We start from the raw sequence: 23798 nt of genomic DNA on the forward strand, positions 1-23798 counted from the left end.
CCACCGGCAAGCCCGCCGCGCGTCGGCGCGCGCTGTCGATCCTCGGCATCGTCGTGCTGATCGCCGCGATCGTCTGGGCGGTCATGCACTTCTTCTTCAGCCCGCCCGAGGAGGAAACCGACGACGCCTATGTCGCGGGTGACGTGGTCGCCGTGACCGCGCGCGATCCGGGCACCGTCACCAGCCTGCGCGCCGACAACACGCAGAGCGTCACCGCCGGGCAGCCGCTGATCGAGCTCGACCCCACCACCGCCGACGTCAACGTCGCCGCCGCCGCCGCCGAACTGGCGCGCGCGGTGCGTGCCACCCGCGCCGACTTCACCCGCGTCGGCCAGTCCGATGCCGGGATCGTCCAGGCGCAGGCCGAACTGGCGCGCGCGCAGGCCGACTATGCCCGCCGCCGCACCGCCGCCGCGCAGGGCGCCGTGTCGGGCGAGGAGCTGTCGCACGCCGCCGACGCGGTAAAGGTCGCCGTCGCCAACCTCCGCCTCGCGCGCGAACAGCGGCGGCAGGCGCAGGCGACCGTGCAGGGCACCGACGTCAATACCAACCCGGCGGTGCTCGCCGCGATCGCCGCCTATCGCAAGGCGGCCATCGCGCGCAGCCACATGCACGTCACCGCGCCGGTCACGGGCGTCGTCGCACAGCGCACGGTGCAGGTCGGGCAGCAGGTGAGCGCGGGCACGCCGCTGATGGCGATCGTGCCGCTCGACCGCTTGTGGGTCGACGCCAACTTCCGCGAGACGCAGTTGAAGGATGTACGCATCGGGCAGCCGGTGGTGCTGACCTCCGACATGTACGGCGACGACGTGACGTACCACGGCCGCGTCGCCGGGCTCTCGGCGGGCAGCGGCAACGCCTTCGCGCTGCTCCCGCCGCAGAACGCCAGCGGCAACTGGATCAAGATCGTACAGCGCGTGCCCGTCCGCATCAGCCTCGATCCGCGCGAGCTCCGGCAACATCCGCTCCGCATCGGCCTGTCGATGAAGACAACGATCGACACCGCCGACACGCGCGGCGCGCTGCTCGCGCAAGGTGCCACCACGCCATATCAGGGCGATACGACCACCGGTACCGACCCGCAGGTGGAAGCCGCGATCCGCCGCATCGTGGCGGCCAACCGGTGAGTGGCGCCCCTCGTAATCCCCGTCATCCCCGCGAAGGCGGGGATCCAGAACCTCTGACGTGGCGCTTCTCGCTCTGGGCTCAGCGTGTCTGGATTCCCGCTTTCGCGGGAATGACGATGGTGGGCGGGAATGATCGAAAGGGGTGCGTGAATGGCTAGCCCTCCCCCCGGCTCCGGCCCCGCCCCGCTGACCGGCGCGAAGCTGGGCATCACCGCCTTCGCGCTTGCGCTCGGCACGTTCATGATGGTGCTCGATTCCACCATCGCCAACGTCTCGCTGCCGACGATCGCGGGCAATCTCGGCGTCTCCAGCGACAATTCGACCTGGATCGTCACCGCCTTCGCGGTCGCCAATGGCGTCGCGGTGCCGCTGACCGGGTGGCTGATGCGACGCTTCGGCGTGGTCAAGGTGTTCTGCACCGCCGTCGCGCTGTTCACGCTCGCCTCGTTCCTGTGCGGCATCGCCTGGGACCTGCCGTCGCTGATCGTGTTCCGCGTCATGCAGGGCGCGGTGTCGGGGCCGATGATGCCGGGCAGCCAGGCGCTGCTGATCTCGATCTTCCCGCCGCAGAAGCGTTCCACCGCGCTCGGCATCTGGTCGATGACGACGCTGGTGGCGCCGATCATGGGGCCGATCCTCGGCGGCTATATCTCCGACAACTACCATTGGTCGTGGATCTTCCTCATCAACGTCCCCTTCGGCATCCTGACGGCCTTCGTATGCTGGACGCGGCTGAAGGATCGCGAGACGCCGACGATGCGGCTGCCGATCGACACCGTCGGGCTGGGCCTCTTGGTGCTCTGGGTCGGATCGTTGCAGGTGATGCTCGACCTCGGCAAGAACGCCGACTGGTTCAACGATCCGCTGATCGTCGTGTTGACGATCACGGCGATCGTCGGCTTCGCCGCCTGGGTGATCTGGGAACTGACCGACGCCAATCCGACGGTCGACCTGACATTGTTCGCGCGGCGCAATTTCTGGATCGGCAACCTCGCCTTCGCGCTCGGCTATGCGGTGTTCTTCGCCAACATCCTGATCCTGCCGCTCTGGCTCCAGACGCAGATGGGGTACACCGCGACCTGGGCGGGGCTGGTCGCCGCGCCCAGCGGGCTGGTGGCGGTGATCCTGACGCCGTTGATCGCGCGGCTGTCGGGGAAGATCGACGCGCGCATCCTCGCCACCGTCGCCTTCGGCGGGTTCGCGATCAGTTACTGGATGCGTTCCCTGTTCACGACGCAGGCGACGTTCGTCGACCTGATGCTGCCGCTGCTGGTGCAAGGCGTGTCGATGGCGACCTTCTTCCTGGCGATGCTGACGATCTCGCTCGACCGCATTCCGCCCGAGAAATTGCCCTCGGCGACTGGCATCTCCAACTTCGGGCGGATCGTCGCGGGTGGGTTCGCCGCCTCGCTGATCTCGACCGGCTGGGACTGGCGTGAGGCGCTCCACCAGTCGCGCCTCGCCGAGGCGATCGGCAGCGGGGTGCCGTGGCAAATAGCCTCGGCGCAGCTGGAGCGGCTGGGCATGACCACGCAACAGGCGGCGGCGGCGGTGACGCGGCAGATGGTCGGGCAGGCGTATCTGCTCGCCTCGACCGACCTGTTCCGGCTGTCGGCATGGCTGGCGGCGGTGCTGATCGTGCCGATCTGGCTGTGTCGCCGCCCGACGCCGCAGCACGGGCCGGTCGCGGCGGATTGAGCCGTCGGGGCGGGCGAGCGAAGACCTTCGTCATGCCGGACCTGTTCCGGCATCCACCACCCCCCAAGCACGCACGCCGCCGATGTCGCGGAACGGTGGACCCCGGAACAGGTCCGGGGTGACGGTTCGAGGCGAACTGAAGCCAAAGGCGTTTCGCTCGCCATGACGGCAGGGCTTCCGTATCGCCGGTAACGACCTTACGCTGCCGCCATGACCGATTTCACCGCCACCCGCGCGCTGTTCCACATCCCGCCAGGTGTCATCTACCTCGACGGCAATTCGCTCGGGCCCCTGCCCCTCGCCGCAGAGGCGCGCGCGGCGCGGGTGCTGCGCGCCGAATGGGGCGACCGCCTGATCCGCGCGTGGAACGAGGCGGAATGGTCGACGATGCCAGCCCGCGTCGGCGACCGGATCGCGCGGCTGATCGGCGCGCCGCCGGGCAGCGTGACAACCGGCGACACGCTGTCGATCAAGGTGTTTCAGGCGCTCGCCGCCGCGCTGGCGCTGCGCCCCGAACGGCGCGTCGTCCTGTCGGACAGCGGCAATTTCCCCACCGACCTCTATATCGCCGACGCACTGTGCGCCGCGCTCGGGCGCGGGCTGGAGGTGAAGGTCGTCGCCCCCGAGGAGGTTGCCGACGCGATCGATGAGAGCGTCGCGGTCGTGATGCTGACGCAGGTGGATTACCGTACCGGACGGCTGCACGACATGGCGGCGCTCACCGAACGCGCGCATGCGGCGGGCGCGGTCACGGTCTGGGATCTCGCGCATTCGGCCGGGGCGCTGCCGGTCGACGTGACCGCCGCCGGGGCCGATTTCGCGATCGGCTGCACCTACAAATACCTGAACGGCGGCCCCGGCGCGCCCGCCTTCATCCATGTCGCGGACGCCCATGCGAACGTCGCGCAGCCGATCCTGGCCGGCTGGTTCGGCCATGACGCGCCGTTCGCCTTCGAGCGCGGCTATCGCCCCGCCCCCGGTGTCGAGCGGATGCGCGTCGGCACCCCGCCGATCGTCGCGCTATCGATCCTTGATGCCGCGCTGGACGCGTGGGAGGGGGTCGATATGACCGCCGTGCGCGCCGCGTCGATCCGGCTGTCCGAAACCTTCATCCGCGAGGTCGAGGCGCGTTGCCCGCAGGTCACGCTCGCCTCCCCGCGCGATCCGTATGCGCGCGGCAGTCAGGTCAGCGTCACGCACCCGCACGCCTATCCGGTCATGCAGGCGCTGATCGCGCGCGGGGTGATCGGCGACGTGCGACAGCCCGACGTGCTGCGCTTCGGCTTCACGCCCTTGTACCTCAGCGAGGATGAGGTGGTACGCGCGGCCGACATCCTCGCCGATATCCTCGCCACCGGCGAATGGGACCAGCCGCAGTTCCACGCGCGGGCGAACGTGACATGAGCGAGACGCATCATGATGCGGAGCTGAACTTCGCCGGCAAGATGGGCTATGTCGACTATCTCGGGCTCGACCGAGTCCTGACCGCGCAGCATCCGCTCAGCGACGCGCACGACGAACTGCTGTTCATCATCCAGCACCAGACCAGCGAATTGTGGATGAAGCTGGCGGTGCATGAACTGGAAAGCGCGCGCGACGCGATCCTGTCGGGCGCGCTGCCGGAGGCGTTCAAGCTGCTGTCGCGCGTCGCGCGCATCCTCGAACAGCTGAACGGCGCGTGGGACGTGCTGCGCACGATGACGCCCAGCGACTACACGACCTTCCGCGACGCGCTGGGCCAGTCGTCGGGCTTCCAGTCGTGGCAGTATCGCGCGATCGAATATCTCTGCGGCAACCGCACCGCCGCGACGCTCGGGCCGCACCGCCATCGTGCCGAGACTCTGGCGCGGCTGGAGACGATCCTCGCCGCGCCCAGCATCTATGACGCCGCGCTGGTTCGGCTCCACGCCGCCGGATTGCTCGGCGATCCGGCACGCGACTGGCGTGCCGCGCATGTGTCGGACGAGGCGGTGGTGGCGGCCTGGGCGGCCGTCTATCGCGATCCCGCCGCGCACTGGCCGCTGTACGAACTGGCCGAGAAACTGGTCGATCTCGAGGATTATTTCCGCCGCTGGCGTTTCAACCACGTCACCACCGTCGAGCGTGTCATCGGGCTGAAGCGCGGCACGGGCGGGACGGCGGGCGTCTCCTATCTGCGGCGTATGCTGGAGGTGGAGCTGTTCCCCGAACTATGGGCGGTGCGGACGCGATTGTGACGGGTCCGCCGTCACCCCTGACCTGTTCCGGGGTCCACCGCGCCGCAAGGCCGCGGGCCGGAGATGCGCGGCACCGTGGGTGCCGGAACATGTCCGGCATGACGGGTGAGTGATGGTAGCGTTCGTGTCGAAGGAAAATGTTGCGATGAAGACTCTGCTGCTCGCCTCCGCGGCGCTGATGCTGGCCGCGCCCGCCGTGGCGCAGGCGCCCGCCGCGATCCCGCTCGGCCAACTGCCCGACGCGGCGCGCCCGACCGCCTATCGCCTGCACCTGAACGTCGATCCGGCGCAGGAGCGGTTCGGCGGGCATACCGAGATCGATACGACGATCACCCGCCCGACGCGCTCGCTGTTCCTCCACGGCAACGGCCTGAACGTCACCCGCGCCACCGCGCGGATCGGCACGCGCACGATCGCGGCGCGCTATACGCAGGTCGATCCCTCCGGCGTCGCGCGGCTCGACTTCGATGGCGAGCTGCCCGCCGGGGCGGTGATGCTGTCCTTCGACTATGACGCGCCGTTCATGACCGGCAGCGAGGGTCTGTACCGCGCCAGGGTCGGCGACGAATGGTACGCCTGGACGCAGTTCGAGCCGATCGATGCGCGTCGCGTCTTCCCCTCGTTCGACGAACCCGGCTTCAAGACGCCCTTCACCGTGTCGATCAACGCGCCGACCGCGCAGAAGGTCGTCGCCAACACCCCCGAGCTGGCGCACGGCACCGCGGGCGGCGGGATGACCGTGCACAAATTTGCACCGTCCAAACCGCTGCCGACCTATCTGGTCGCCTTCGCGATCGGCCCGTTCGACGTCGTGCCCGGCAGCGCCCCCGCCAATGCGGTCCGCAAGACCGCCCTCCCCTACAGCGTGATCGCGACCAAGGGGCAGGCCGATCGGTTGCGCTTCGCCGCCGAACAGGGCCCGCGCATCCTGGCGCTGCACGAGGACTATTTCGGCAGCCCCTATCCGTTCGAGAAGCTCGACCAGATCGCCTCGCCGGTCATGGGCGGTGCGATGGAGAATGCCGGGCTGGTTACGTACAACGACACATTGCTGCTGCTCGACAAGGATGCGCCCGCGTCGCAGCGGCGCGGCTTCGGCATGGTCGTCGCGCACGAGCTGGCGCACCAGTGGTTCGGCGACCTCGTCACGCCGAAATGGTGGACCGACATCTGGCTGAACGAGAGCTTCGCCGAATGGGCGGGCAACCGCGTCGGCGAGTTGTGGCAGCCGGGGCTGGGCACCGATGTCGCGCAATTCGCGGAGGCGCTGTCGGCGATGGATACCGACAGCCAGTCGGTCGGCCGCCCGATCCGCGAAGAGATCACCCGCAACGACCAGATCGCCAGCGCCTTCGACTCGATGACCTACCAGAAGGGTGGTCAGATGCTGGTGATGGTCGAGCATTATCTGGGCGCGGAGCGGTTCCGGCGCGGGGTGCGATATCACCTCAACCGCTTCCGATACGGCAGCGCGGACGCCAACGGCTTCTTCGAATCGATCGCCAAGGGATCGGGCGATCCGGGTATCGTGCCGGTGTTCCGCAGCTTCGTCGAACAGACCGGGGTGCCGGTCATCTCGATCCGCCCCGATGGCGCGGGCTGGCGGATCGCGCAGCAACGCTATCGCCCGATCGGGGTCGCGGCGCGCGCGGCGCAGACGTGGAACGTGCCGGTCTGCGCGCGACAGGGTGAGGTGCGGAGTTGCACGTTGCTGACGGGGGCGAGCGGCACGCTGACGCTGAAGGGCGCCGGGCTGGCGGTGCCCAATGCCGATGGTGCGGGGTACTGGCGCTACAGCCTCGACGATGCCGGATGGCAGACGTTGCTCGATGGCGCGGCGACGCTGCCCGCGCGCGAGGCGATGGCGGTGGCCGACAGCCTGTGGGCGGACTTCGCGGCGGGGCACGCCAGCTTCCCGCGCGTGGTCGCGGGCGCAAGGACGCTGGCGGCGCATCGCGAGCGTTCGGCGACCCTGCTGCTTCCCGCCGCGATCGCGAGCGTCGAGCGCTTCGGGTTGAGCCCGGCGGCGGAGACGGGGCTGCGGCGGCTGGCCACCGACTTGTCGCTGCCGCGCCTGCAGGCGCTGGGGCCGGTCAGGCTGACCCGCGCGGCCTATGGCAACGAGGAACTCGGACAGACGCTGCTGCGGCAATCGCTCGTCAATTACGCGGCGACCGTCGCGAAGGACGCCGCGCTGCGCCGCCAACTGGCGGCGGCGGCGCAGGCATCGCTCGGCGGCGACGCGAACGCGCTCGACCCCGGCTATCGCGCGCTGGCGCTGATCGTCGCGGTGCAGGATCTGGGCGTGCCGTTCATGGACCGGCTGCGCGACGCGGTGGTGAAGAGCGACGATCCGCTGTTCCGCGAACAGGCGGTCGGCGCGCTCGCCCGCGCCGCCACCCCGGCGGAGGTGACGCGCGCGCTGGCGCTGTGGCGCGACGACGCGCTGCAATCCAGCGAGCGGCTCGACATCCTGCGCGGTCTTCCCGCCGAACCGCTGGGGCGCGACGCCGTGTTCGACCTGATGACGCGCGACTTCGACGCGGTGCTGAAGGGCGTGCCCGCGTTCGGCCGCCCGCGCCTGCCGCTCGCCTTCGCGGGCTATTGCGGCGCCGACAAGGCGGCGGCGGTCGAGGCGCTGTTCCGCCCGAAGCTGGCGGCGATGGGCGGCGGCGCGCTGGAACTGGGCCAGACGCTGGATGCGATCCGGCAGTGCGTCGCGCTGAAGGCGGCGAAGGGCGCGGAGATCGAGGCGGTGCTGGGGCGGTAACGGCGTCCGCCGGCACGAACCCGTCACCCCGGGGCTGCGCCGGGGTGACGGGTGGGGTGAGCGGGTTTACCCCCGCGCGCCCTCCAGCATCCGGATGATCCCGGAGAAATCCAGCCCGCCCTGCCCGCCGTCGACGAACTGCCGATACAGGTCACGCGCCCGCGTCCCCATCGGCACCTGCGCCTCGGCACCATCCGCCGCCGCCATCGCCAGCTCCAGGTCCTTGAGCATCAGCGCGCCCGCGAATCCGCCCCGATAGTCACGATCGGCGGGCGATTCCGGCCCGACCCCGGGTACCGGACAATAGGACGTCATCGACCAGCTCTGCCCGGTCGCCTTGCTGGAAATGTCGTAGAAGGTCTGCGCGTCCAGCCCCAGTTTCCGCGCCAGCACGAACGCCTCGCACGTCGCCGCCATCGTCGCGCCGAGGATCAGGTTGTTGCACATCTTGGCGACCTGCCCCGCGCCACTGTCGCCGGCGTGGATCACCGCCTTGCCCATATCCTCCAGGAACGGGCGGGCGCGTTCGAACGCCGCCGCCGGACCACCGACCATGAAGGTCAGCGTCCCCGCCTGCGCCGCCGCGATCCCGCCCGACACCGGCGCATCGACCGCCGCGATCCCGCGCGCCGCCGCCTCGCTGGCCAGCCGCCGCGCGGTGGCGAGGTCGATCGTCGAGCAGTCGATCAGCACGGTATCCACCGCGACGTCAGACAGGCTCTCGGCATAGACCTGCGCGACATGCGCACCGGCGGGCAGCATCGTGACGACCGCCTCGGCACCGTTGGCGGCGTCCCGCGCCGAGCCGACCGGCAGGCACCCCGCCGCCTTCGCCGCATCGAGCGCCGCCGCCGACAGGTCGAAGGCGCGAACGTCATGCCCCTTCTTCGCCAGATTGGCGGCCATGCCGCCGCCCATATTGCCCAGCCCGATGAACCCGACGCGCGCCATGATCGTCTCTCCTATTTGCCCGTCCACTGGCCGGGGCGCTTCTCGACGAACGCCACCATGCCTTCCTTCTGGTCGACGGTGCCGAACAGGCCGTGGAACAACCGCCGCTCGAACTGCACGCCCTGCGCCAGCGTCGTCTCGAACGCGGCGTTGACCATTTCCTTGTTCGCCAGCACGGCGAGCGGCGCCATGTCGGCGATCGTCTGCGCGGTCTTCACCGCCTCATCGACCAGTTCGGCGGCGGGGACGATGCGGCTGACCAGCCCGGCGCGCTCCGCCTCTTCGGCATCCATCATCCGCCCGGTCAGGCACATCTCCATCGCCTTGGCCTTGCCGACCGCGCGCGCCAGCCGCTGCGACCCGCCCATGCCCGGCGTCACCGCCAGCTTCACTTCGGGCTGGCCGAACCTGGCGGTATCGGCGGCGAGGATGAAGTCGCACATCATCGCCAGCTCGCACCCGCCGCCCAGCGCAAAGCCCGCGACGGCGGCGATGATCGGTTTGCGCGTCTGCGTCAGCCGTTCGTAGCCGGCGAAGAAATTGCCGCCGTACATCTCGGCGAAGCCCTGGGCCGACATCTCCTTGATATCCGCCCCTGCCGCAAACGCCTTCTCGCTGCCGGTCAGCACCGCACACCCCTGCGTCGCATCGGCGTCGAAGGCCGCCAGCGCGGCGAGCAGGTCCGCCAGCACCTGCGAATTGAGCGCGTTCAGCGCCTTGGGGCGGTTGAGCGTGATGAGCGTCACGCCGCCGCGCTGCTCGACCAGGATCGTCTCGTATTCGGGCATCTGCCGCTTCTCCCGTCGCCCCTGCGCAGGCAGGGGCCTATCTCTGCATCGTCTTCTTCATCGGTCTGACACACGACACCCCGGCCGTGTGTCAAACGTTACCCACTACGCCGACGACATAAGCCCCTGCCTTGGGTCCCATCAAAGTACTACTTTGATTGGTGCCCTGCGCAGGGGGGACGGCGTTAGTCCGGCGTCCACGCCTCATCCTCGGGCAGCGGCGCGAAGATGCGGTCGATCATGTGATCGCTCACCGCCTCGACCGTCGCCGGGTCCCAGCGCGGGGCATTGTCCTTGTCGACGATCAGCGCGCGGACGCCCTCGGTGAAATCGGGGCGCTGCACGACGCGGCATGCGACCGCATATTCCTGCCGCATCTCGTCGGCGAACGTCGCCATGCCCGCCGCATCCTTCAGCAGCTTCAGCGACACTTTCATCGCCTGCGGCGACTTGCCCGCCAGCGTCTCGCGCGTCGCGCGGGCGAACTCGCCGCCATCCGCCGCCAGCGTGTCGAGCACCTCCTCCAGATCGTCGCTGGCGAACAGCCGGTCGATCTCCGCACGGTGCGACAGGATCGTCGCCTCGGGCGCAGGCTCGGCCAGCGACGACAGCACCGCGTCGATCGCGTCCGGCTCCGCACCGATCCGCGCCTTGGCCTCCTCGACCCGCGCGGCGGGCAGGTAATGCGTGGCCAGCCCCAGCGCGAGCGTCTCCGCGCCATCGAGCCGCGCCCCCGTCAGCGCCAGATACTGCCCGATCCGCCCCGGCAACCGCGACAGATACCAGCCGCCGCCGACATCGGGGAACAGCCCGATCCCTGTCTCCGGCATCGCCAGCCGCGTGTTTTCGGTCGCGATGCGATAGTGGCACGGCTGCGACACGCCGACCCCGCCGCCCATCGTGATCCCGTCCATGAACGCGACCGTGTCCTTCACGTAGGTGAACAGCCGGTGGTTCATGCGATATTCGGTGCGGAAGAAGGCGCGCGCCTCGGCCCCGTCGGTCGCTCCGCTGCCCGCGAGCATCCGGATGTCGCCGCCCGCGCAAAAGCCGCGCCCCTCCGCATGGTCGATCACGACGCAGCGGACGGTTTCGTCACCGCGCCATTGCTCCAGCGCGTCGAGGATGGCCTGACACATCGAGGTGTTCAGCGCGTGCAGCGCCTTCGGCCGGTTCAGGCGAAGCCGGCCGACCGGGCCATCGGTGGAAACAATCAGGTCGCTCATACGGTCATTCCCTTGATCGTCATTGCGAGCGAAGCGAAGCAATCCAGCGCCAAGCGCGTGACGCCCGGGATTGCTTCGCTCCGCTCGCAATGACGGGGCCTCACGCCTTCACCAGTTCGCGGCCGATGATCATCCGCATCACCTGATTGGTGCCCTCCAGAATCGAATGGACGCGCAGGTCGCGCCAGAAGCGCTCGACCGGATAATCCATCAGATAACCATAGCCGCCGTGGAGTTGCAGCGCGCGATCGACCACGCTCGAACCCGTGTCGGTCGCCAGCCGCTTCGCCATCGCCGCGAAGCGCGTCTTGTCGGGGGCGTTCGCCGTCACCTTGGCGGCGGCGACATACAACAGATAGCGCGCCGCCTGCAGCTCGGTCTCCATGTCGGCCAGCGTGAACTGCGTGTTCTGGAAATCGCCGATCGCCTTGCCGAACTGCTTGCGGTCGCGGGTATAGCCGATCGCCTCGTCCAGACAGCGCTGCGCCCCGCCCAGCGAACAGGCCCCGATGTTCAGCCGCCCGCCGTCCAGCCCGGCCATCGCGAAGCGGAACCCCTCACCCTCCTCGCCGACGCGGTTTTCGACCGGCACGCGGACATTGTCGAACGTCACCGCGCGGGTCGGCTGCGCGTGCCAGCCCAGCTTGCGCTCGTTCGCGCCGAACGACACGCCGGGCATGTCCTTCTCGATGACGAGGCAGGAGATGCCCTTCGCGCCGTCCTCGCCGGTCCGGACCATCGTGACGTAGATCTCGTTCTCGCCCGCGCCGGAAATGAACTGCTTCGTCCCGTTGACGATGTAATGATCGCCCTCGCGCCGCGCCGTGGTGCGCAGCGCAGCCGCGTCGGAACCCGACGACGGCTCGGTCAGGCAATAGCTGGCGATCCGCTCCATCGTGACCAGATCGGGCAGGTAGCGTGCCTTCAGCTCCGCCGAACCGAAGCGGTCGATCATCCAGCTGGCCATATTGTGGATCGAGATGAACGCGCTGGTCGCGGGACAGCCATAGGCCATCGCCTCCATGATCAGCGCCGCCTCCAGCCGCCCCAGATTGATCCCGCCGCTCTCCTCGCTGACGTAGATCGCCGCGAAGCCCAGGTCGGCGGCGGCCTTGATCGTGTCGCGCGGAAAGATGTGCTTCTCGTCCCATTCCGCCGCGAAGGGTGTGATCCGGTCGGCGGTGAAGCGGCGCGCGAGCTCCTGGATCTCGCGCTGGTCGCTAGTAAGATCGAATTGGGGGGGCAGGTCAAACTGGTCGGTCATGCTCATATCCTCAGCAGCGGCGATAGCGCTGCGTGGTCGGCGGGGCGATGCGGACCAGCATGGTGCCGCCCGCCTCCAGACGATAGGTCTCGCGGCGCTCGAACGCCGGCCCCTCGCCGGCGATGCGCACGTCGGCGACGACCTCCTGCGGCGACAGCGGCACCAGCCGCTGCACGCGGGCGCGGGTGTCGTAGAAGCGGATCGTATCGGCATCGATGTTGATCCGCCCGGTGGCGCTGGTGTTCGCCAGCTCGCAATCGTCGTCGGTCACGCCCCAATATCCACGGAACTCCGTCGGAAAGGCGCGCGCCCGGGCGGCGGTGCGTGACGGAACGGTGACCGGCACGCCGCTCCGCGCGGTGCTGGCCGCGCCGTTCTGCGCCACCGATCGCTCGATCGCCGCCTGCGCTTCCGCCTCGCGTTCGGGAACGTCGACGCGGTTATAGTCCGGGGTGCCGCCACCGCACGCCGCCAGCGTCATCGCCATCATCCCCGTCGCCAGCCACCGCATCACGCGCTCCCGATCACCCCATGGTCGGGATCACGAACGCATCCTGCACCCCGCCGGGTCCGCCGCCGGCGCCGTCCGGCCAGCGCTGGGTGATGGTCTTCACCTTCGTCCAGAACTTTACGCCCTCCATGCCGTGCTGGTTGGTGTCGCCGAACGCCGAGCGTTTCCACCCGCCGAAGGTGTGGTACGCGACCGGCACCGGAATCGGCACGTTGATGCCGACCATCCCGACGTTCACCCGCGCGGCGAATTCGCGCGCGGCGTGGCCGTTGCGGGTGAAGATCGCGACGCCATTGCCATATTGATGCTCGCTCGGCAGCCGCACCGCCGTCTCGAAATCGGGCGCGCGGACGATCTGGAGGACGGGGCCGAAGATCTCCTCCTTATAGGCCTGCATGTCCGGGGTGACGCGGTCGAACAGCGACGGCCCGATGAAGAAGCCCTGCTCATGCCCCTGCAACCGGAAGTCGCGGCCGTCGACGACCAGCTCCGCGCCTTCGTCGACGCCGGTATGGATCCAGTTCGCGACCCGCGCGCGATGCGCGGCGTTCACGACCGGGCCGTAATGCGCCTCCGCATCGGTCGAGACGCCGACCCGCAACGCCGCGATCGCCGGCAAAAGCCGTTCACGCAGCGCGTCCGCCGTCTTCTCGCCGACCGGCACCACCACCGGCAAGGCCATGCACCGTTCGCCCGCCGAACCGAACGCCGCCCCCGAAAGGTCGGCGACCACCTGGTCCAGATCGGCGTCGGGCATGACGATGCCGTGGTTCTTCGCGCCGCCCATCGCCTGCACGCGCTTGCCCGCCGCGACGCCGCGCCGGTAGACGTAATGCGCGATGTCGCTCGACCCGACGAAGCTGACCGCGCCGATCGCGGGATGGTCGAGGATCGCGTCGACCATCTCCTTGTCGCCGTGCACGACCTGCAGCACGCCCTCGGGCAGCCCGGCCTCGCGCATCAGCTCGGCCAGCCGCACCGGCACGCTGGGGTCGCGCTCGCTGGGCTTCAGGATGAAGGCGTTGCCGCAGGCGATCGCGACGCCGAACATCCACATCGGGATCATCGCCGGGAAGTTGAACGGCGTGATCCCCGCCCCGATCCCGATCGGCTGGCGCATCGAATAGACGTCGATCCCCGGCCCGGCGCCCTGCGTATATTCACCCTTCAGGACGTGCGGGATGCCGCAGGCGAACTCGACCACTTCGAGCCCGCGCTGGATATCCCCCTTGGCGTCGGCGATCACCTTGCCGTGTTCGGACGACAGCAGATGCGCCAGTTCGTCCATATGCGCCTCGACCAGCTCCCTGAACCGGAACATCACGCGCGCGCGGCGCTGCGGATTGGTCGCGGCCCAGCCGGGTTGCGCCGTCTGCGCCGCCGCCACCGCCCGCTCCAGCGTCGCGGCGTCGCCCAGCGTCACCCGCGCCTGCACCTGCCCGGTATTGGGGTCGAAAATGTCCGACGTCCGCGCCGCGCCCGCCGCCGTGGCGCACGTGCCCGCGATGTGATGGTCGACGCTGCGCATCGCATCTCTCTCCTGATCGTTGGCGGCCGGTGTGAGCCCTGCGTCCATTGCCCGCAAGCGGCAATTCTGCAACGTTCACCTGCGATGATGCAGCCCGGGCGCCACAACACCCTGCCATGGAACGACCTGCAGGATTTTCTGGCGGTGGCGCGCGCCGGACAGATCGCGCGCGCCGCCGCGCTGATCGGGGTCGACGCCACCACGATCGGCCGCCGCCTGCGCCGGCTGGAGGCGCGACTCGGCCATACCCTGTTCGAGCAGACCCGCGAGGGACAGGTGCTGACCGAGGCGGGCGAGGCGCTGCTGGCGCAGGTCGAGCAGATGCAGAACGCCGCCGAGCGGATCGTCGAGTCGCGGCATGGCCCCGAAACGCTCGCCGGGCTGCTGCGGGTCAGCGTGTCGGAAGGATTCGGCACCTGGCTGATCGCCGAGCACCTGCACGACTTCGCCGCCGCGCATCCCGCGCTGACCATCGACCTGGCGGCCAGCTCCGGCTTCCTCAGCCCGTCGCGACGCGAGGCGGATGTCGCCGTGCTGCTGGCCCGCCCGCGCCACGGCCCGGTCGTCGCGGGCAAATTGTCGGATTACCGGCTGCATCTCTATGCCGCCCGCGCGCGGGTCGAACGCCTGGGGATGCCGACGCGGCACGCGCTGGGCACCGTACATCCGCTGATCGGCTACATCCCGGACCTGCTGTACGCGCCCGAACTGCGCTACCTGGACGAGATCGGTCCGCTGCCGCCCCCGACCCTGCGCAGTTCCAGCATCAACGCCCAGGCCCGGCTGGTCGCGTCCGGCGCCGGGGTCGGCGTCCTGCCGCATTTCATCGGCGCCGCGGACCCGGCGCTTGTCCGCGTGCTGCCGGAGGTGACGATCACGCGCTCCTTCTGGCTGGTCACGCACCGCGACACCCGGCAATTGCGCCGGGTCCGCGCCTTCTGCGACTGGCTGGGCGATCTCGTCGCGCGATTTCGTCCCCAACTGCTCGATACCGCTTGAAAGATTTACCGATGTAGTTACCACTGCGTAACGTGGGTTGCGGACTGGCAACAGTCGTCCCGCAATGCACCAATCTCACCGGCGACCCGGGTATATTTCTCTGGACTCGAACCAGCGGTGGTGCGCAGATGCGCATGTCGCGTTGATCCTTGACGAACCCGAGCGAAACAGATTGGCGATCGAATGAAGAGCTGGCGCAATTCGCTGTCCTCCCTGTCCCGCATGTCGATGGCGCGCGCCATCGCGGCGCTGGGCGTGGGCGGCACCGCCATCGGCGGTTATGCCGGGCTCAGCTATCTGGGCGGCACCGTGCCCTTCGCGGAGGCGATGAACCTGCCGGCGGCGCTGGCGGTGCTGCCGGATCCGCTCTCGATCATGGCCGCCCGCTCGCCCGGCGAGCGCCCGGCCGGCGCGATGTTCAACACGAAGCCGCCGAAGCATCGCGAACTGGCGCATCGTGCGCCGCCGCGCACGCCGCGTGAGCGGGTGCTGAGCACCGTCCGCGAACGCGACCCCGCCGGCTGGGCGCCGTCGATCGCGCCCGCCGGCCCGGCCGAGTTCGTGCCGGACGTGAACGTGCCGCCGGCGGTGCTGGGCTCGCTGCCTCCCGGCGAGTCGACCGGGTTCACCCCGCCCCCGATCGTCCCGAACACGCCCGGCGGCGGCGGCATCGTGCCGGTGCTGCCCGGTGTCACGCCCACCCCGACGCCGACGCCGACCACCCCCGCTCCGGCAGTGCCGGAACCGGCGACCTGGGCGATGATGACGCTCGGCTTCGCGCTGACCGGCTTCGCGATACGCCGCCGCTCCCGGAAGCGCGCGCCGGCCGCATGACGATGCGCGCCCGCCGGCGCGGGGTCGGCCTGGCGCTGGCGCTCGCCACGCTGACGCCGGTCGCCCAGGCCGCGAACACCACCGCCACGACGGTCGGCAGCTACGGCGTCCGCTTCCGCTACCCGCAGGGGCGCGAGGGATCGTTGCCGATGGCCGGCCATCAGCGGCTGGTGGTACGCAGCCTGCTCAACATCCGGCGCCCGATGCGCTTCGGCGATTACGTGTGGAACGACATCGGCGTGCCTGACGAGGGGCCCGTCCGCGTGCGCGTCGATCTGCCGCGCCAGATGATCTCGGTGTTCCGCAACGGACACGAGGTGGGCACGGCGGTGATCCTGTACGGCACCGATCACAAGCCCACCCCCACCGGCACCTTCCCGATCCTGGCGCGCGCGCGCTCGCACATGTCGTCGCTGTACGATGCGGAGATGCCGTACATGCTGCGACTGACCAACGACGGCGTGGCGATCCACGCCAGCCGGGTGCGCAGCGGATCGGCCACGCACGGCTGCGTCGGCGTACCGCTGGCATTCGCGCGGCTGCTGTTCGATCAGGTGGCGCGCGGCGATCTGGTGACGATCGTCGGTGCGTGAACCGGCTTATCCCTTAACCCGGATTCACCAGATTCCCTAACCGCCCGTAAGGGGCCGTGCCCGTACCTTTTCCTGGTCATCAGGAAGAGGTTACCCGGCCATGTCGCGCCATCGTGCGCCACGAAAGCTCGTGGCACTCGCCGCCCTTTTGTGCGCGCCGTTCATCGTCGGCGGCGCCAGCTACTCGAACACCTTCGACGCGCGCGTGCTGGCCGCGCACAATGCGGAACGCGCCGCGCGCGGTATCCCGCCGCTGCGCTGGAACCCGGAACTGGTGGAATCGGCGCAGCATTGGGGTGCCTATCTCGCCAGCACCGGCCGCTTCGAACACGCCCCGGAACGCCACGTCGATCCGGAGGGCGAGAATCTGTGGGCCGGCACGCGCGGCTATTACGGGCCGGAGGCGATGGTCGCCGGCTGGGTCCGCGAAAAGCGGTATTACAAGCCCGGCGCCTTCCCCAACAACAGCACGACCGGCCGGGTCGCCGATGTCGGCCATTACACGCAGCTGATGTGGCGCGACACGATCGAGGTCGGCTGCGCGCTGTCGCGCGGCGCGCAGGAGGACGTGCTGGTATGCCGTTACAAGAACGCCGGCAATTATCGCGGCGAGACACCGTTCTGACGCCGACGCATCGGCCCTTGCACGGCTTTGCTCCACGAGTCGCGCCTTAAGGCCGACATCGCCGATCTGGTGTCCGCGTCTGTAATCGACCACTATCCGTTGCGACCCGCCGCCCGGTGCTGTACGTGTTTCGGCCAGCGTGAATCGAGCGTGCCGGACGGTCCGCTCCCCGCAACCTGCGGGTCGTTCGCGCGACGGCGGCGCGACTCGCGCGACCGCCGGGATGGCGGAGCGACGGATGCTGATGGACGGCGACGGGTCTCGATGGGCAGCAAAAACCCCGGCGCGCCATGCGGCGGCCGGGGCGATGCGTGACGTCGGGACCGGCGATCCCGGCGCGGCGGCGTTACGCCTCCTCGAACATGTCCTGCGCGTTCTGCGCGGTCGCCGACAGGCGCACCGTTTCGCCCTCGATCTCCGCGACCAGCCCGACCGGCAGATAATGATGCTTCGCGCCCTGCCCATCCTGGGTCGACGGCGAATCGTTCTTGGTCAGCTTGATGCGGTCGCCCTCGACATGGTCGACGGTGCCGATATGGACGCCGTCCGCGCCGATCACTTCGGCATGTTCCTTGATCTGGGTGGCATCGACCATCGTGCTTCTCCTTTGTTGGGTTCGGGCGGCAAACGCGCTGCGGCGGCTTTGGTCGCATGACGGACACGTTACCGCTCGAATCCGCGATCATGTTCGCGGTCGCGGCCGTCTTCGCGCTGGCGGGGGCGTGGCTGTTGTGGCAGTTGCGCCGCCCCTTGGGTGAGGCGCGCGTATATGCCTATCGCATGACCGGCGTGATGGCGCTGTCGGGCGGCATCGTGCTGGCGATGTCGGCGGCGGCGATGTGGCAATGGAGCGTCGAGCTGTAATCCCCGTTTCGTAGAGTTTCCCTGTTTCCTGGTTCTCGGAGTAACCCCATGCCGCTTCTTCAGGCGTCCAAGCAGTACAAGCCCTTCGAATATCCGTGGGCGTTCGAATATTGGAAGCGCCAGCAGCAGCTCCACTGGCTGCCGGAGGAAGTGCCGCTGGGCGAGGATTGCCGCGACTGGGCGCAGAAGCTGACCGATCACGAGCGCAACCTGCTGACGCAGATCTTCCGTTTCTTCACGCAGGCTGATGTCGAGGTGCAGGATTGCTACCACGAAAAGTACGGCCGCGTGTTCAAGCCGACCGAGGTCAAGATGATGCTGACCGCGTTCAGCAACATGGAGACGGTCCACATCGCCGCCTATTCGCATCTGCTCGACACGATCGGGATGCCGGAAAGCGAATATGGCGCGTTCCTCGAATATGCCGAGCTGAAGGACAAGCACGACTATCTCCAGAACTTCGGCGTCGACAGCGATGAGGATATCGCGCGCACGCTGGCGATGTTCGGCGGCTTCACCGAGGGCGTGCAGCTCTTCGCCAGCTTCGCGATGCTGATGAACTTCCCGCGCTTCAACAAGATGAAGGGCATGGGGCAGATCGTCAGCTGGTCGGTGCGCGACGAAAGCCTGCACTGCGAAGGCATCATCAAGCTGTTCCACGCCTTCACCAAGGAGCGGAACTGCCTGACCAAGGCGGTGAAGGACGACATCGCCGACGTGTGCCAGACGACGATCCGGCTCGAGGACAATTTCATCGACCTGGCGTTCGAGATGGGGCCGGTCAATGGCATGACCGCAAAGGACATCAAGAAGTATATCCGCTACATCGCCGACTGGCGGATGGGACAATTGGGGCTGAAGCCGATCTACATGATCGACGAACATCCGATCCCGTGGCTGACCCCGCTGCTCAACGGTGTCGAACACGCCAACTTCTTCGAGACGCGCGCCACCGAATATTCCAAGGCCGCGACCCGTGGCCAGTGGAACGACGTGTGGGACAGCTTCGACAAGCGCCAGAAGGCGAAGGTCGCCACCGCCGCCGCCAATGAGGAAGCGGGCGACATGGGCGACATGTTCGCGCGCGCGGGCGTCGCCGCCGAATAAGCGCGCCAGCGATCGTCTAAAGGCCGTGGCTCCCGCGCGGGCGCCACGGCCTTTTCGCGTCGAGGGCAGCCGAAAGATGGCGGGCGGCGTCTCGCGCGATCAGATGGCGCGCGGCGGCGTTACGTCAGGCGCGCAACCACTGGCACGTGATCTCCCCCCGATGCCCCTCCGGCGCCAGCACGGCGCGCAGCGCCTCCAGCAGCGGCGGCAGCGCCTGGGTGAAGGCATAGGGCGGATTGACGATGAACAGGCCCGCGCCGTTATAGATGCCGGGCTGATCGTGGTCGTACAGCCAGTGCTCCACGTTCAGAAATTTCGGGATGCCCAGCGCGCGCAGCTGCTCCTTCCAGCGACCATGCACGGTGCGGTCTTTCAGCGGATACCAGATCACCGACACGCCATGCGCCCATTTGCGGTGCGCGGCGGCCAGCGTGGCCGTGATGCGCGCGCGTTCGTCGGTCTGTTCATAGGGCGGATCCACCACCACCACGCCCCGCGCGGTGCGGGGCGGCAGCATCGCCAGCCAGAATTCATAGGCGTCGCGCTCGTGCACGGCGGCGCTCGTATCGCGCATCACCCCGCGCAGCGTATAGGCATCCTCGGGATGCTTTTCGTTCAGGATCAGCGCGTCCTGCGGGCGCAGCAGCCGCGCCAGGAACCGTGGCGAGCCGGGGTAGAGATGCGGCTCGCCGGCGACGTTCACCGTCTGCACGGCGGCACGATAATCGTCGAGCAGCGGGTTCCGGTCGGCAAAGGCCCGCACCACGCCCTGCACCGCCTCGCCGGTGCGTTGGGCGTCGTCGCCGCCCAGGTCGTACAGCCCGCAACCGGCATGCGTATCGATCAGGGTCAGCGCGCCCGGCTTTTGCTGCAAGGCCCGCACCAGCTCGATCAGCAGGCTGTGCTTGACGACGTCGGCACTGTTGCCGGCATGGAAGGAATGGCGATAATTCACAGCGACTTCACGTCCTGACGATCAGGCCCCGATGGACCTCTCGGCTTCCCGATGCTTGACCCTGCCCCAGCGCGCAACGTTCGAACGCGTGCGCCCGGGCTTCAGCGAATGCCCGCCCCCGCCGCGTCAATTGCCATCGGCGTCGACCGTGAACACGACCGGCTTTCCCCGGGACATCGGCTCCCAACCCGCCGCCGTGGCGGCGCGCACGCACCGCGAAATGGTCGCGTCATCCAGTTGCAGGCGACCGCGCGGCAGGCCTTTCAACAGCCGCTTCGGCGGGGGAAATTCCACCCAGGCCTCGCGACTGGCGTCCTGCTGGAGCAGGGCGATCGTCATCCCCTTCCAGCCTTCGTCATCGGACTGATGCGGCTCGCGCTGCAGCCGCCAATCATATGAGGCACCATCGACGATGACGGTGCCGCCGTTGCTATGCGATCTCGACATGTCGTCGTCCCTAGCATGCAATGCTGGCCGGGGCACGTGGCCGTACCGCTCGCGCCGGGCGGTCCGCCGGTCGCGAACCAGAATTTCTCACCAGCCCCGCCTTTCCGGCCATTTCGTCATGAGCGGCCGCCAAATCGGCGGTCGTTCGTCCTGACCGTGGCGATGGCGGGCGGGCCCCCCACTGATCCAAATTTAATTTTTCCATAACCAATCTGGAACCGTCGCGTCACACGCCGAGACCAATGCACCCGCAACGCCGGATCAACCGGCTTCGGGGAGTTCCAATGAATCACGACGACGAACGCGTCGAAGGTCGCGTCGCCGACCGTCGCGCGGTATTGCGCAACGCACTCGGCCTTTCACTGCTGCCGATGGGTGCGGGAATGCTCAGCGGTTGCGGCGCCGATCAGGCCGGTGGCGCAAGCGCCAGCGCCAATACCGGCGTGCTGACCGCCGACAGCGGCGCGGCGACCTTCTCGGCGTTGGGCAACACCACCAGCTTCGCGATCGCGGTGCTGCCCGACACGCAATTCTATTCGCGCTACGCCACGGCGGCGGAGAGCAACCAGTTCATGCGCAAGTACGGCAGTGAGCCGTTCAATGCGCAGACGCAGTGGATCGTCGACAATGCCGCCGCCTTCAACATCCCGTTCGTCATTCACCTGGGCGACGTCGTCGATCAGGCGGACAAGCCCGACCAGTGGAGGGTCGCGGACGCCGCGATGAAGAAACTGGAAGCCGCGCGGATCCCCTATTCGATCCTCGCCGGCAACCACGACGTGCTGGCGGGTTACGACTATCGCGGGCCGTGGGACCAATCATGGGGCACCGACGCGCAACGCAACCTGTGGGCCGAACCCTATCTGCAGTGGTTCCCGGCCAGCCGCGCCGCGCAGCAGTCCACGTTCCGCGAGCGTGACGGAAGCGGCTTCCACGAATATCATACCTTCACGAAGTTCGGCATCGAGTTCATGGTGCTGTCGCTGTCGTGGCGCATCTCGGATGCCGGGATCGCCTGGGCACGCGACGTGATCCGCCGCAACCCGAAGCTGCCGGTTATCCTGTCGAACCACCAGTTGCTGAACATCGATGTCGACGCGGTCAGCCCGCTGGAGACCGAATATGGCAAGATGCTGTGGGAAAGGCTGATCCGCGACAACGATCAGATCTTCATGACGCTGAACGGCCATCACCACGGCGCGGCGCACCTGACCAAGATCAACGACTTCGGCAATGCGGTCGAGGAGATGGTCGTCGATTATCAGATGGCCTATCAGGGCGGCAATGCGCTGATGCGGCTGTACGAGATCGACTTCACCGGCAACAAGATCGACGTCCTGTCCTTCTCGCCTTGGGTTGTCACCAAGCCCGCCAACACGCTGAACCAGTTCGACCGCGCCGTCCTGACCGAGGCGAACGAGCGCTTCTCGATCGCGATGAACTTCAAGAAGCGCTTCGCGGGCTTCATGAAGTGGAAGCCGGTGATGGCGAACAGCGGCACGCCGATCCTGCCCGCGGTGCAGGCCAAGCTGCTCGCCAACTACACCGACCCGGTGGTCGTTCCGCCCGTCCGGCCGCGCGACGTCAACGACTATCCGAAACAGGCCGACACCTACGCGCACTGGCGCCCGGCGGGCGTCGCGGGGACGATCGTGCAGGTCGGTGACACACTGCCCGACGAGACGGGCCAGTTCCCGATGACGCGCGTACCGCTGGTCGCGCCCGCGCAGGTGGAGGATGTGGTCTGGTCCGACGACAAGCATTACCTGTCGTCCGCCCCGGGCAGCGTCCGCTTCCTGAACACCGACAAGGTGACGGTCCGCAACAGCAGCTTCTCGACCGCGGTCGGCGCATCGATCAACAACCGCAGCTTCTGGGACGGCTATACGATGGAGGCCTTCATCAAGGTCGACCCCGCCTGGACGCGTGAGAACCACCGCTGGGGCAATATCCTGGGCCGCGTCGGCAATCGCGGCAATTTGCCCGGTTTCAGGGGCGGCGATCGTGAAGCGTCGTCGGTGTTGTTCGCGATCTCCTCGCTGCGCGAAGTGCAGTGGGAGGTCGTTCCCGCCAGCAACGCCAGCTACCCGCAGACCAACTGGTCCGGCGAGATCATGCGCGACACCTGGTACCATATCGCGATCGTGTGCGACCCGAAGACGCGCGAGACGATCATGTATGTCGATGGCGCCCCGGTGCTCCGCAACGTGATCGGCGAAATCGGAATGCGTTCGCAAGGCGCTGACAAACCATGGATCCTTGGTGCGTCGTGGTGGAACGGGCTGCGCAAGGACGGCTTCTTCGGCTGGATCGGCGAGGTCCGGCTCGTGCCGCGCCCGCTGACCCCGGACCAGTGGCTGACCGCGCGCCGCGCGTCCTGATCCTCTCCCCTTTTCACGGACATTCGATCATGAAGAACATCATCATCGCCACGGCCGCGCTGGTCGCGGCCGGCTCAGCGGACGCGCAACAGTTCCGCGCCTCGGCCGACATCTTCACCGGCAGCGGCTATGCCGCCAGCTACACCGGTCCCGGCGGCACCGTCTCGCCCTCGAACAGGGCGCTCGGCTCGGTCTGGGGCGGCGGCGCGGAGACGTTCGACGCCTTCGGCTGGTACAATACGGGCACCGGCGGGCTGAAGCTCGATCGTCAGGTCGACCTGCTGAGCGGCAACACCTTCCGCTTCTTCGATACCTTCACCAACACCGGCAGCAGCGCGGCGAGCGTCACCGTCAACTTCTTCGGCAATCTCGGCTCGGACGGCGACGAACTCGTCAGCTACGCCAAGGACGGCCTGTTCGTGTCGTGCGAGGACGACGGCGCGGGGGCCTGCACCGATGACGCGGTGGTCGCGCTCGTCTCTGGTAACAACGGCATGGCGCGGGCCGCGATCACGCCCGATCGCTACAACGCCAGCTACCTGCTGAACGTCGCGGCCGGGCAGAGCGTCAGCCTGGTCAACTTCGCGTTCCTGGCACGCGACGTGAACGGCCCGACCGCCGACGACGTCGCACTGGCGACCTCGACCGGCCAGGCACTGCTCGCCGCGCCGCGTTACGAGGGACTGAGCCGCGATCAGGTGGCGCGTGTCGTCAACTTCACCAGCCCGGTACCGGAGCCGGCGACGTGGCTGACGATGATCCTCGGCTTCGGCGTGGTCGGTGCGGCGATCCGTCGTCGGCGCGTCGCCGCGCTCGCCTGAGGCACCGATCGATGCCGCGCGTCGTCTTGCGAACCGCCACCGCCTTGACGATGGTGTTGGGACTGACGGCGTGCGGCATCGATCGGTGCCTCA

General features: G+C 68.4%; 22 protein-coding genes. 13 read left to right on the forward strand and 9 right to left on the reverse strand.

Annotated features, from left to right (window positions below; translation table 11 throughout):
• From NS334_RS06965 to NS334_RS06985, 5 genes are all read left to right on the forward strand, one after another.
• A partial coding sequence (locus NS334_RS06965; RefSeq protein WP_058755254.1) for an efflux RND transporter periplasmic adaptor subunit occupies positions 1-1127 on the forward strand: 1127 nt, incomplete at its 5' end.
• Positions 1128-1277: 150 nt separating this feature from the next.
• Positions 1278-2825 carry a DHA2 family efflux MFS transporter permease subunit gene (locus NS334_RS06970; protein ID WP_058755255.1) on the forward strand — a complete coding sequence of 516 codons (1548 nt, stop codon included), beginning with the start codon at positions 1278-1280 and terminating at the stop codon, positions 2823-2825.
• 210 nt (positions 2826-3035) lie between these two features.
• Positions 3036-4229 (forward strand): kynureninase, encoded by a 1194-nt coding sequence (gene kynU / locus NS334_RS06975; protein WP_058755256.1) that lies wholly within the window; start codon positions 3036-3038, stop codon positions 4227-4229.
• The gene (locus NS334_RS06980) at positions 4226-5041 is read left to right on the forward strand and encodes a tryptophan 2,3-dioxygenase (protein WP_058755257.1); all 816 of its coding nucleotides are present in this window, start codon (positions 4226-4228) and stop codon (positions 5039-5041) included. Before kynU ends, NS334_RS06980 begins: the two co-directional genes overlap by 4 nt.
• A 145-nt stretch (positions 5042-5186) precedes the next feature.
• Positions 5187-7811, forward strand: a complete 2625-nt coding sequence (locus NS334_RS06985) for a M1 family metallopeptidase (RefSeq protein ID WP_193753024.1) — start codon at positions 5187-5189, stop codon at positions 7809-7811.
• 66 nt (positions 7812-7877) lie between these two features.
• Here the strand turns inward: NS334_RS06985 and mmsB are convergent, their stop codons facing one another.
• From mmsB to NS334_RS07015, 6 genes are all read right to left on the reverse strand, one after another.
• Entirely contained in the window at positions 7878-8762 is an 885-nt protein-coding gene (mmsB, locus tag NS334_RS06990; protein ID WP_058755259.1) for a 3-hydroxyisobutyrate dehydrogenase, read from the reverse strand.
• A gap of 11 nt (positions 8763-8773) precedes the next feature.
• Positions 8774-9550: an enoyl-CoA hydratase gene (locus tag NS334_RS06995; RefSeq protein WP_058755260.1), complete on the reverse strand. Its 777-nt coding sequence runs from the start codon at positions 9548-9550 to the stop codon at positions 8774-8776.
• A gap of 185 nt (positions 9551-9735) precedes the next feature.
• Positions 9736-10776: an enoyl-CoA hydratase/isomerase family protein gene (locus NS334_RS07000; protein WP_058755261.1), complete on the reverse strand. Its 1041-nt coding sequence runs from the start codon at positions 10774-10776 to the stop codon at positions 9736-9738.
• A 100-nt stretch (positions 10777-10876) separates the two neighbouring features.
• Positions 10877-12040 carry an acyl-CoA dehydrogenase family protein gene (locus NS334_RS07005; RefSeq protein ID WP_058755272.1) on the reverse strand — a complete coding sequence of 388 codons (1164 nt, stop codon included), beginning with the start codon at positions 12038-12040 and terminating at the stop codon, positions 10877-10879.
• A 10-nt stretch (positions 12041-12050) separates the two neighbouring features.
• Positions 12051-12551 carry a hypothetical protein gene (locus tag NS334_RS07010; protein WP_058755262.1) on the reverse strand — a complete coding sequence of 167 codons (501 nt, stop codon included), beginning with the start codon at positions 12549-12551 and terminating at the stop codon, positions 12051-12053.
• A gap of 13 nt (positions 12552-12564) precedes the next feature.
• Entirely contained in the window at positions 12565-14079 is a 1515-nt protein-coding gene (locus tag NS334_RS07015; protein WP_058755273.1) for a CoA-acylating methylmalonate-semialdehyde dehydrogenase, read from the reverse strand.
• A gap of 84 nt (positions 14080-14163) precedes the next feature.
• On the opposite strand from NS334_RS07015, the gene NS334_RS07020 reads away from it, so the two are divergent.
• The 4 genes from NS334_RS07020 to NS334_RS07035 all read left to right on the forward strand — a co-directional run bounded on the left by NS334_RS07020 (position 14164) and on the right by NS334_RS07035 (position 17130).
• Positions 14164-15078, forward strand: coding sequence for a LysR family transcriptional regulator (locus NS334_RS07020; protein WP_153002621.1), 915 nt, complete (start codon positions 14164-14166; stop codon positions 15076-15078).
• Positions 15079-15261: 183 nt separating this feature from the next.
• Entirely contained in the window at positions 15262-15912 is a 651-nt protein-coding gene (locus NS334_RS19050; protein WP_058755263.1) for a PEPxxWA-CTERM sorting domain-containing protein, read from the forward strand.
• The gene (locus NS334_RS07030) at positions 15909-16505 is read left to right on the forward strand and encodes a L,D-transpeptidase family protein (RefSeq protein ID WP_083500306.1); all 597 of its coding nucleotides are present in this window, start codon (positions 15909-15911) and stop codon (positions 16503-16505) included. Before NS334_RS19050 ends, NS334_RS07030 begins: the two co-directional genes overlap by 4 nt.
• 130 nt (positions 16506-16635) lie before the next feature.
• On the forward strand, positions 16636-17130 hold the full coding sequence (locus NS334_RS07035) for a CAP domain-containing protein (protein ID WP_241491847.1): 495 nt from the start codon (positions 16636-16638) through the stop codon (positions 17128-17130).
• 346 nt (positions 17131-17476) lie between these two features.
• Here NS334_RS07035 and NS334_RS07040 read toward each other — a convergent pair whose 3' ends face one another.
• A complete protein-coding gene (locus NS334_RS07040) occupies positions 17477-17725 on the reverse strand; it encodes a DUF2171 domain-containing protein (RefSeq protein WP_058755265.1) in 249 nt (82 codons plus the stop codon).
• Positions 17726-17781: 56 nt separating this feature from the next.
• Here NS334_RS07040 and NS334_RS07045 point away from each other — a divergent pair, with 56 nt between their 5' ends.
• Entirely contained in the window at positions 17782-17994 is a 213-nt protein-coding gene (locus NS334_RS07045) for a hypothetical protein (protein ID WP_058755266.1), read from the forward strand.
• A gap of 48 nt (positions 17995-18042) precedes the next feature.
• On the forward strand, positions 18043-19101 hold the full coding sequence (locus tag NS334_RS07050) for a ribonucleotide-diphosphate reductase subunit beta (RefSeq protein WP_058755267.1): 1059 nt from the start codon (positions 18043-18045) through the stop codon (positions 19099-19101).
• 124 nt (positions 19102-19225) lie between these two features.
• On the opposite strand, the gene NS334_RS07055 is transcribed toward NS334_RS07050, so the two are convergent.
• Positions 19226-20056 carry a 23S rRNA (adenine(2030)-N(6))-methyltransferase RlmJ gene (locus NS334_RS07055; RefSeq protein WP_058755268.1) on the reverse strand — a complete coding sequence of 277 codons (831 nt, stop codon included), beginning with the start codon at positions 20054-20056 and terminating at the stop codon, positions 19226-19228.
• 126 nt (positions 20057-20182) lie between these two features.
• On the reverse strand, positions 20183-20503 hold the full coding sequence (locus NS334_RS07060) for a hypothetical protein (protein ID WP_058755269.1): 321 nt from the start codon (positions 20501-20503) through the stop codon (positions 20183-20185).
• A gap of 284 nt (positions 20504-20787) precedes the next feature.
• Here NS334_RS07060 and NS334_RS07065 point away from each other — a divergent pair, with 284 nt between their 5' ends.
• Both NS334_RS07065 and NS334_RS19055 read left to right on the forward strand, forming a co-directional pair.
• A complete protein-coding gene (locus NS334_RS07065; protein ID WP_058755270.1) occupies positions 20788-22884 on the forward strand; it encodes a LamG-like jellyroll fold domain-containing protein in 2097 nt (698 codons plus the stop codon).
• A gap of 29 nt (positions 22885-22913) precedes the next feature.
• Positions 22914-23705 (forward strand): PEPxxWA-CTERM sorting domain-containing protein, encoded by a 792-nt coding sequence (locus tag NS334_RS19055; protein ID WP_058755271.1) that lies wholly within the window; start codon positions 22914-22916, stop codon positions 23703-23705.
• Positions 23706-23798 lie beyond the last annotated feature (93 nt).

The organism is Sphingomonas endophytica (assembly GCF_001476895.1).
GTDB lineage: Bacteria > Pseudomonadota > Alphaproteobacteria > Sphingomonadales > Sphingomonadaceae > Sphingomonas > Sphingomonas endophytica_A.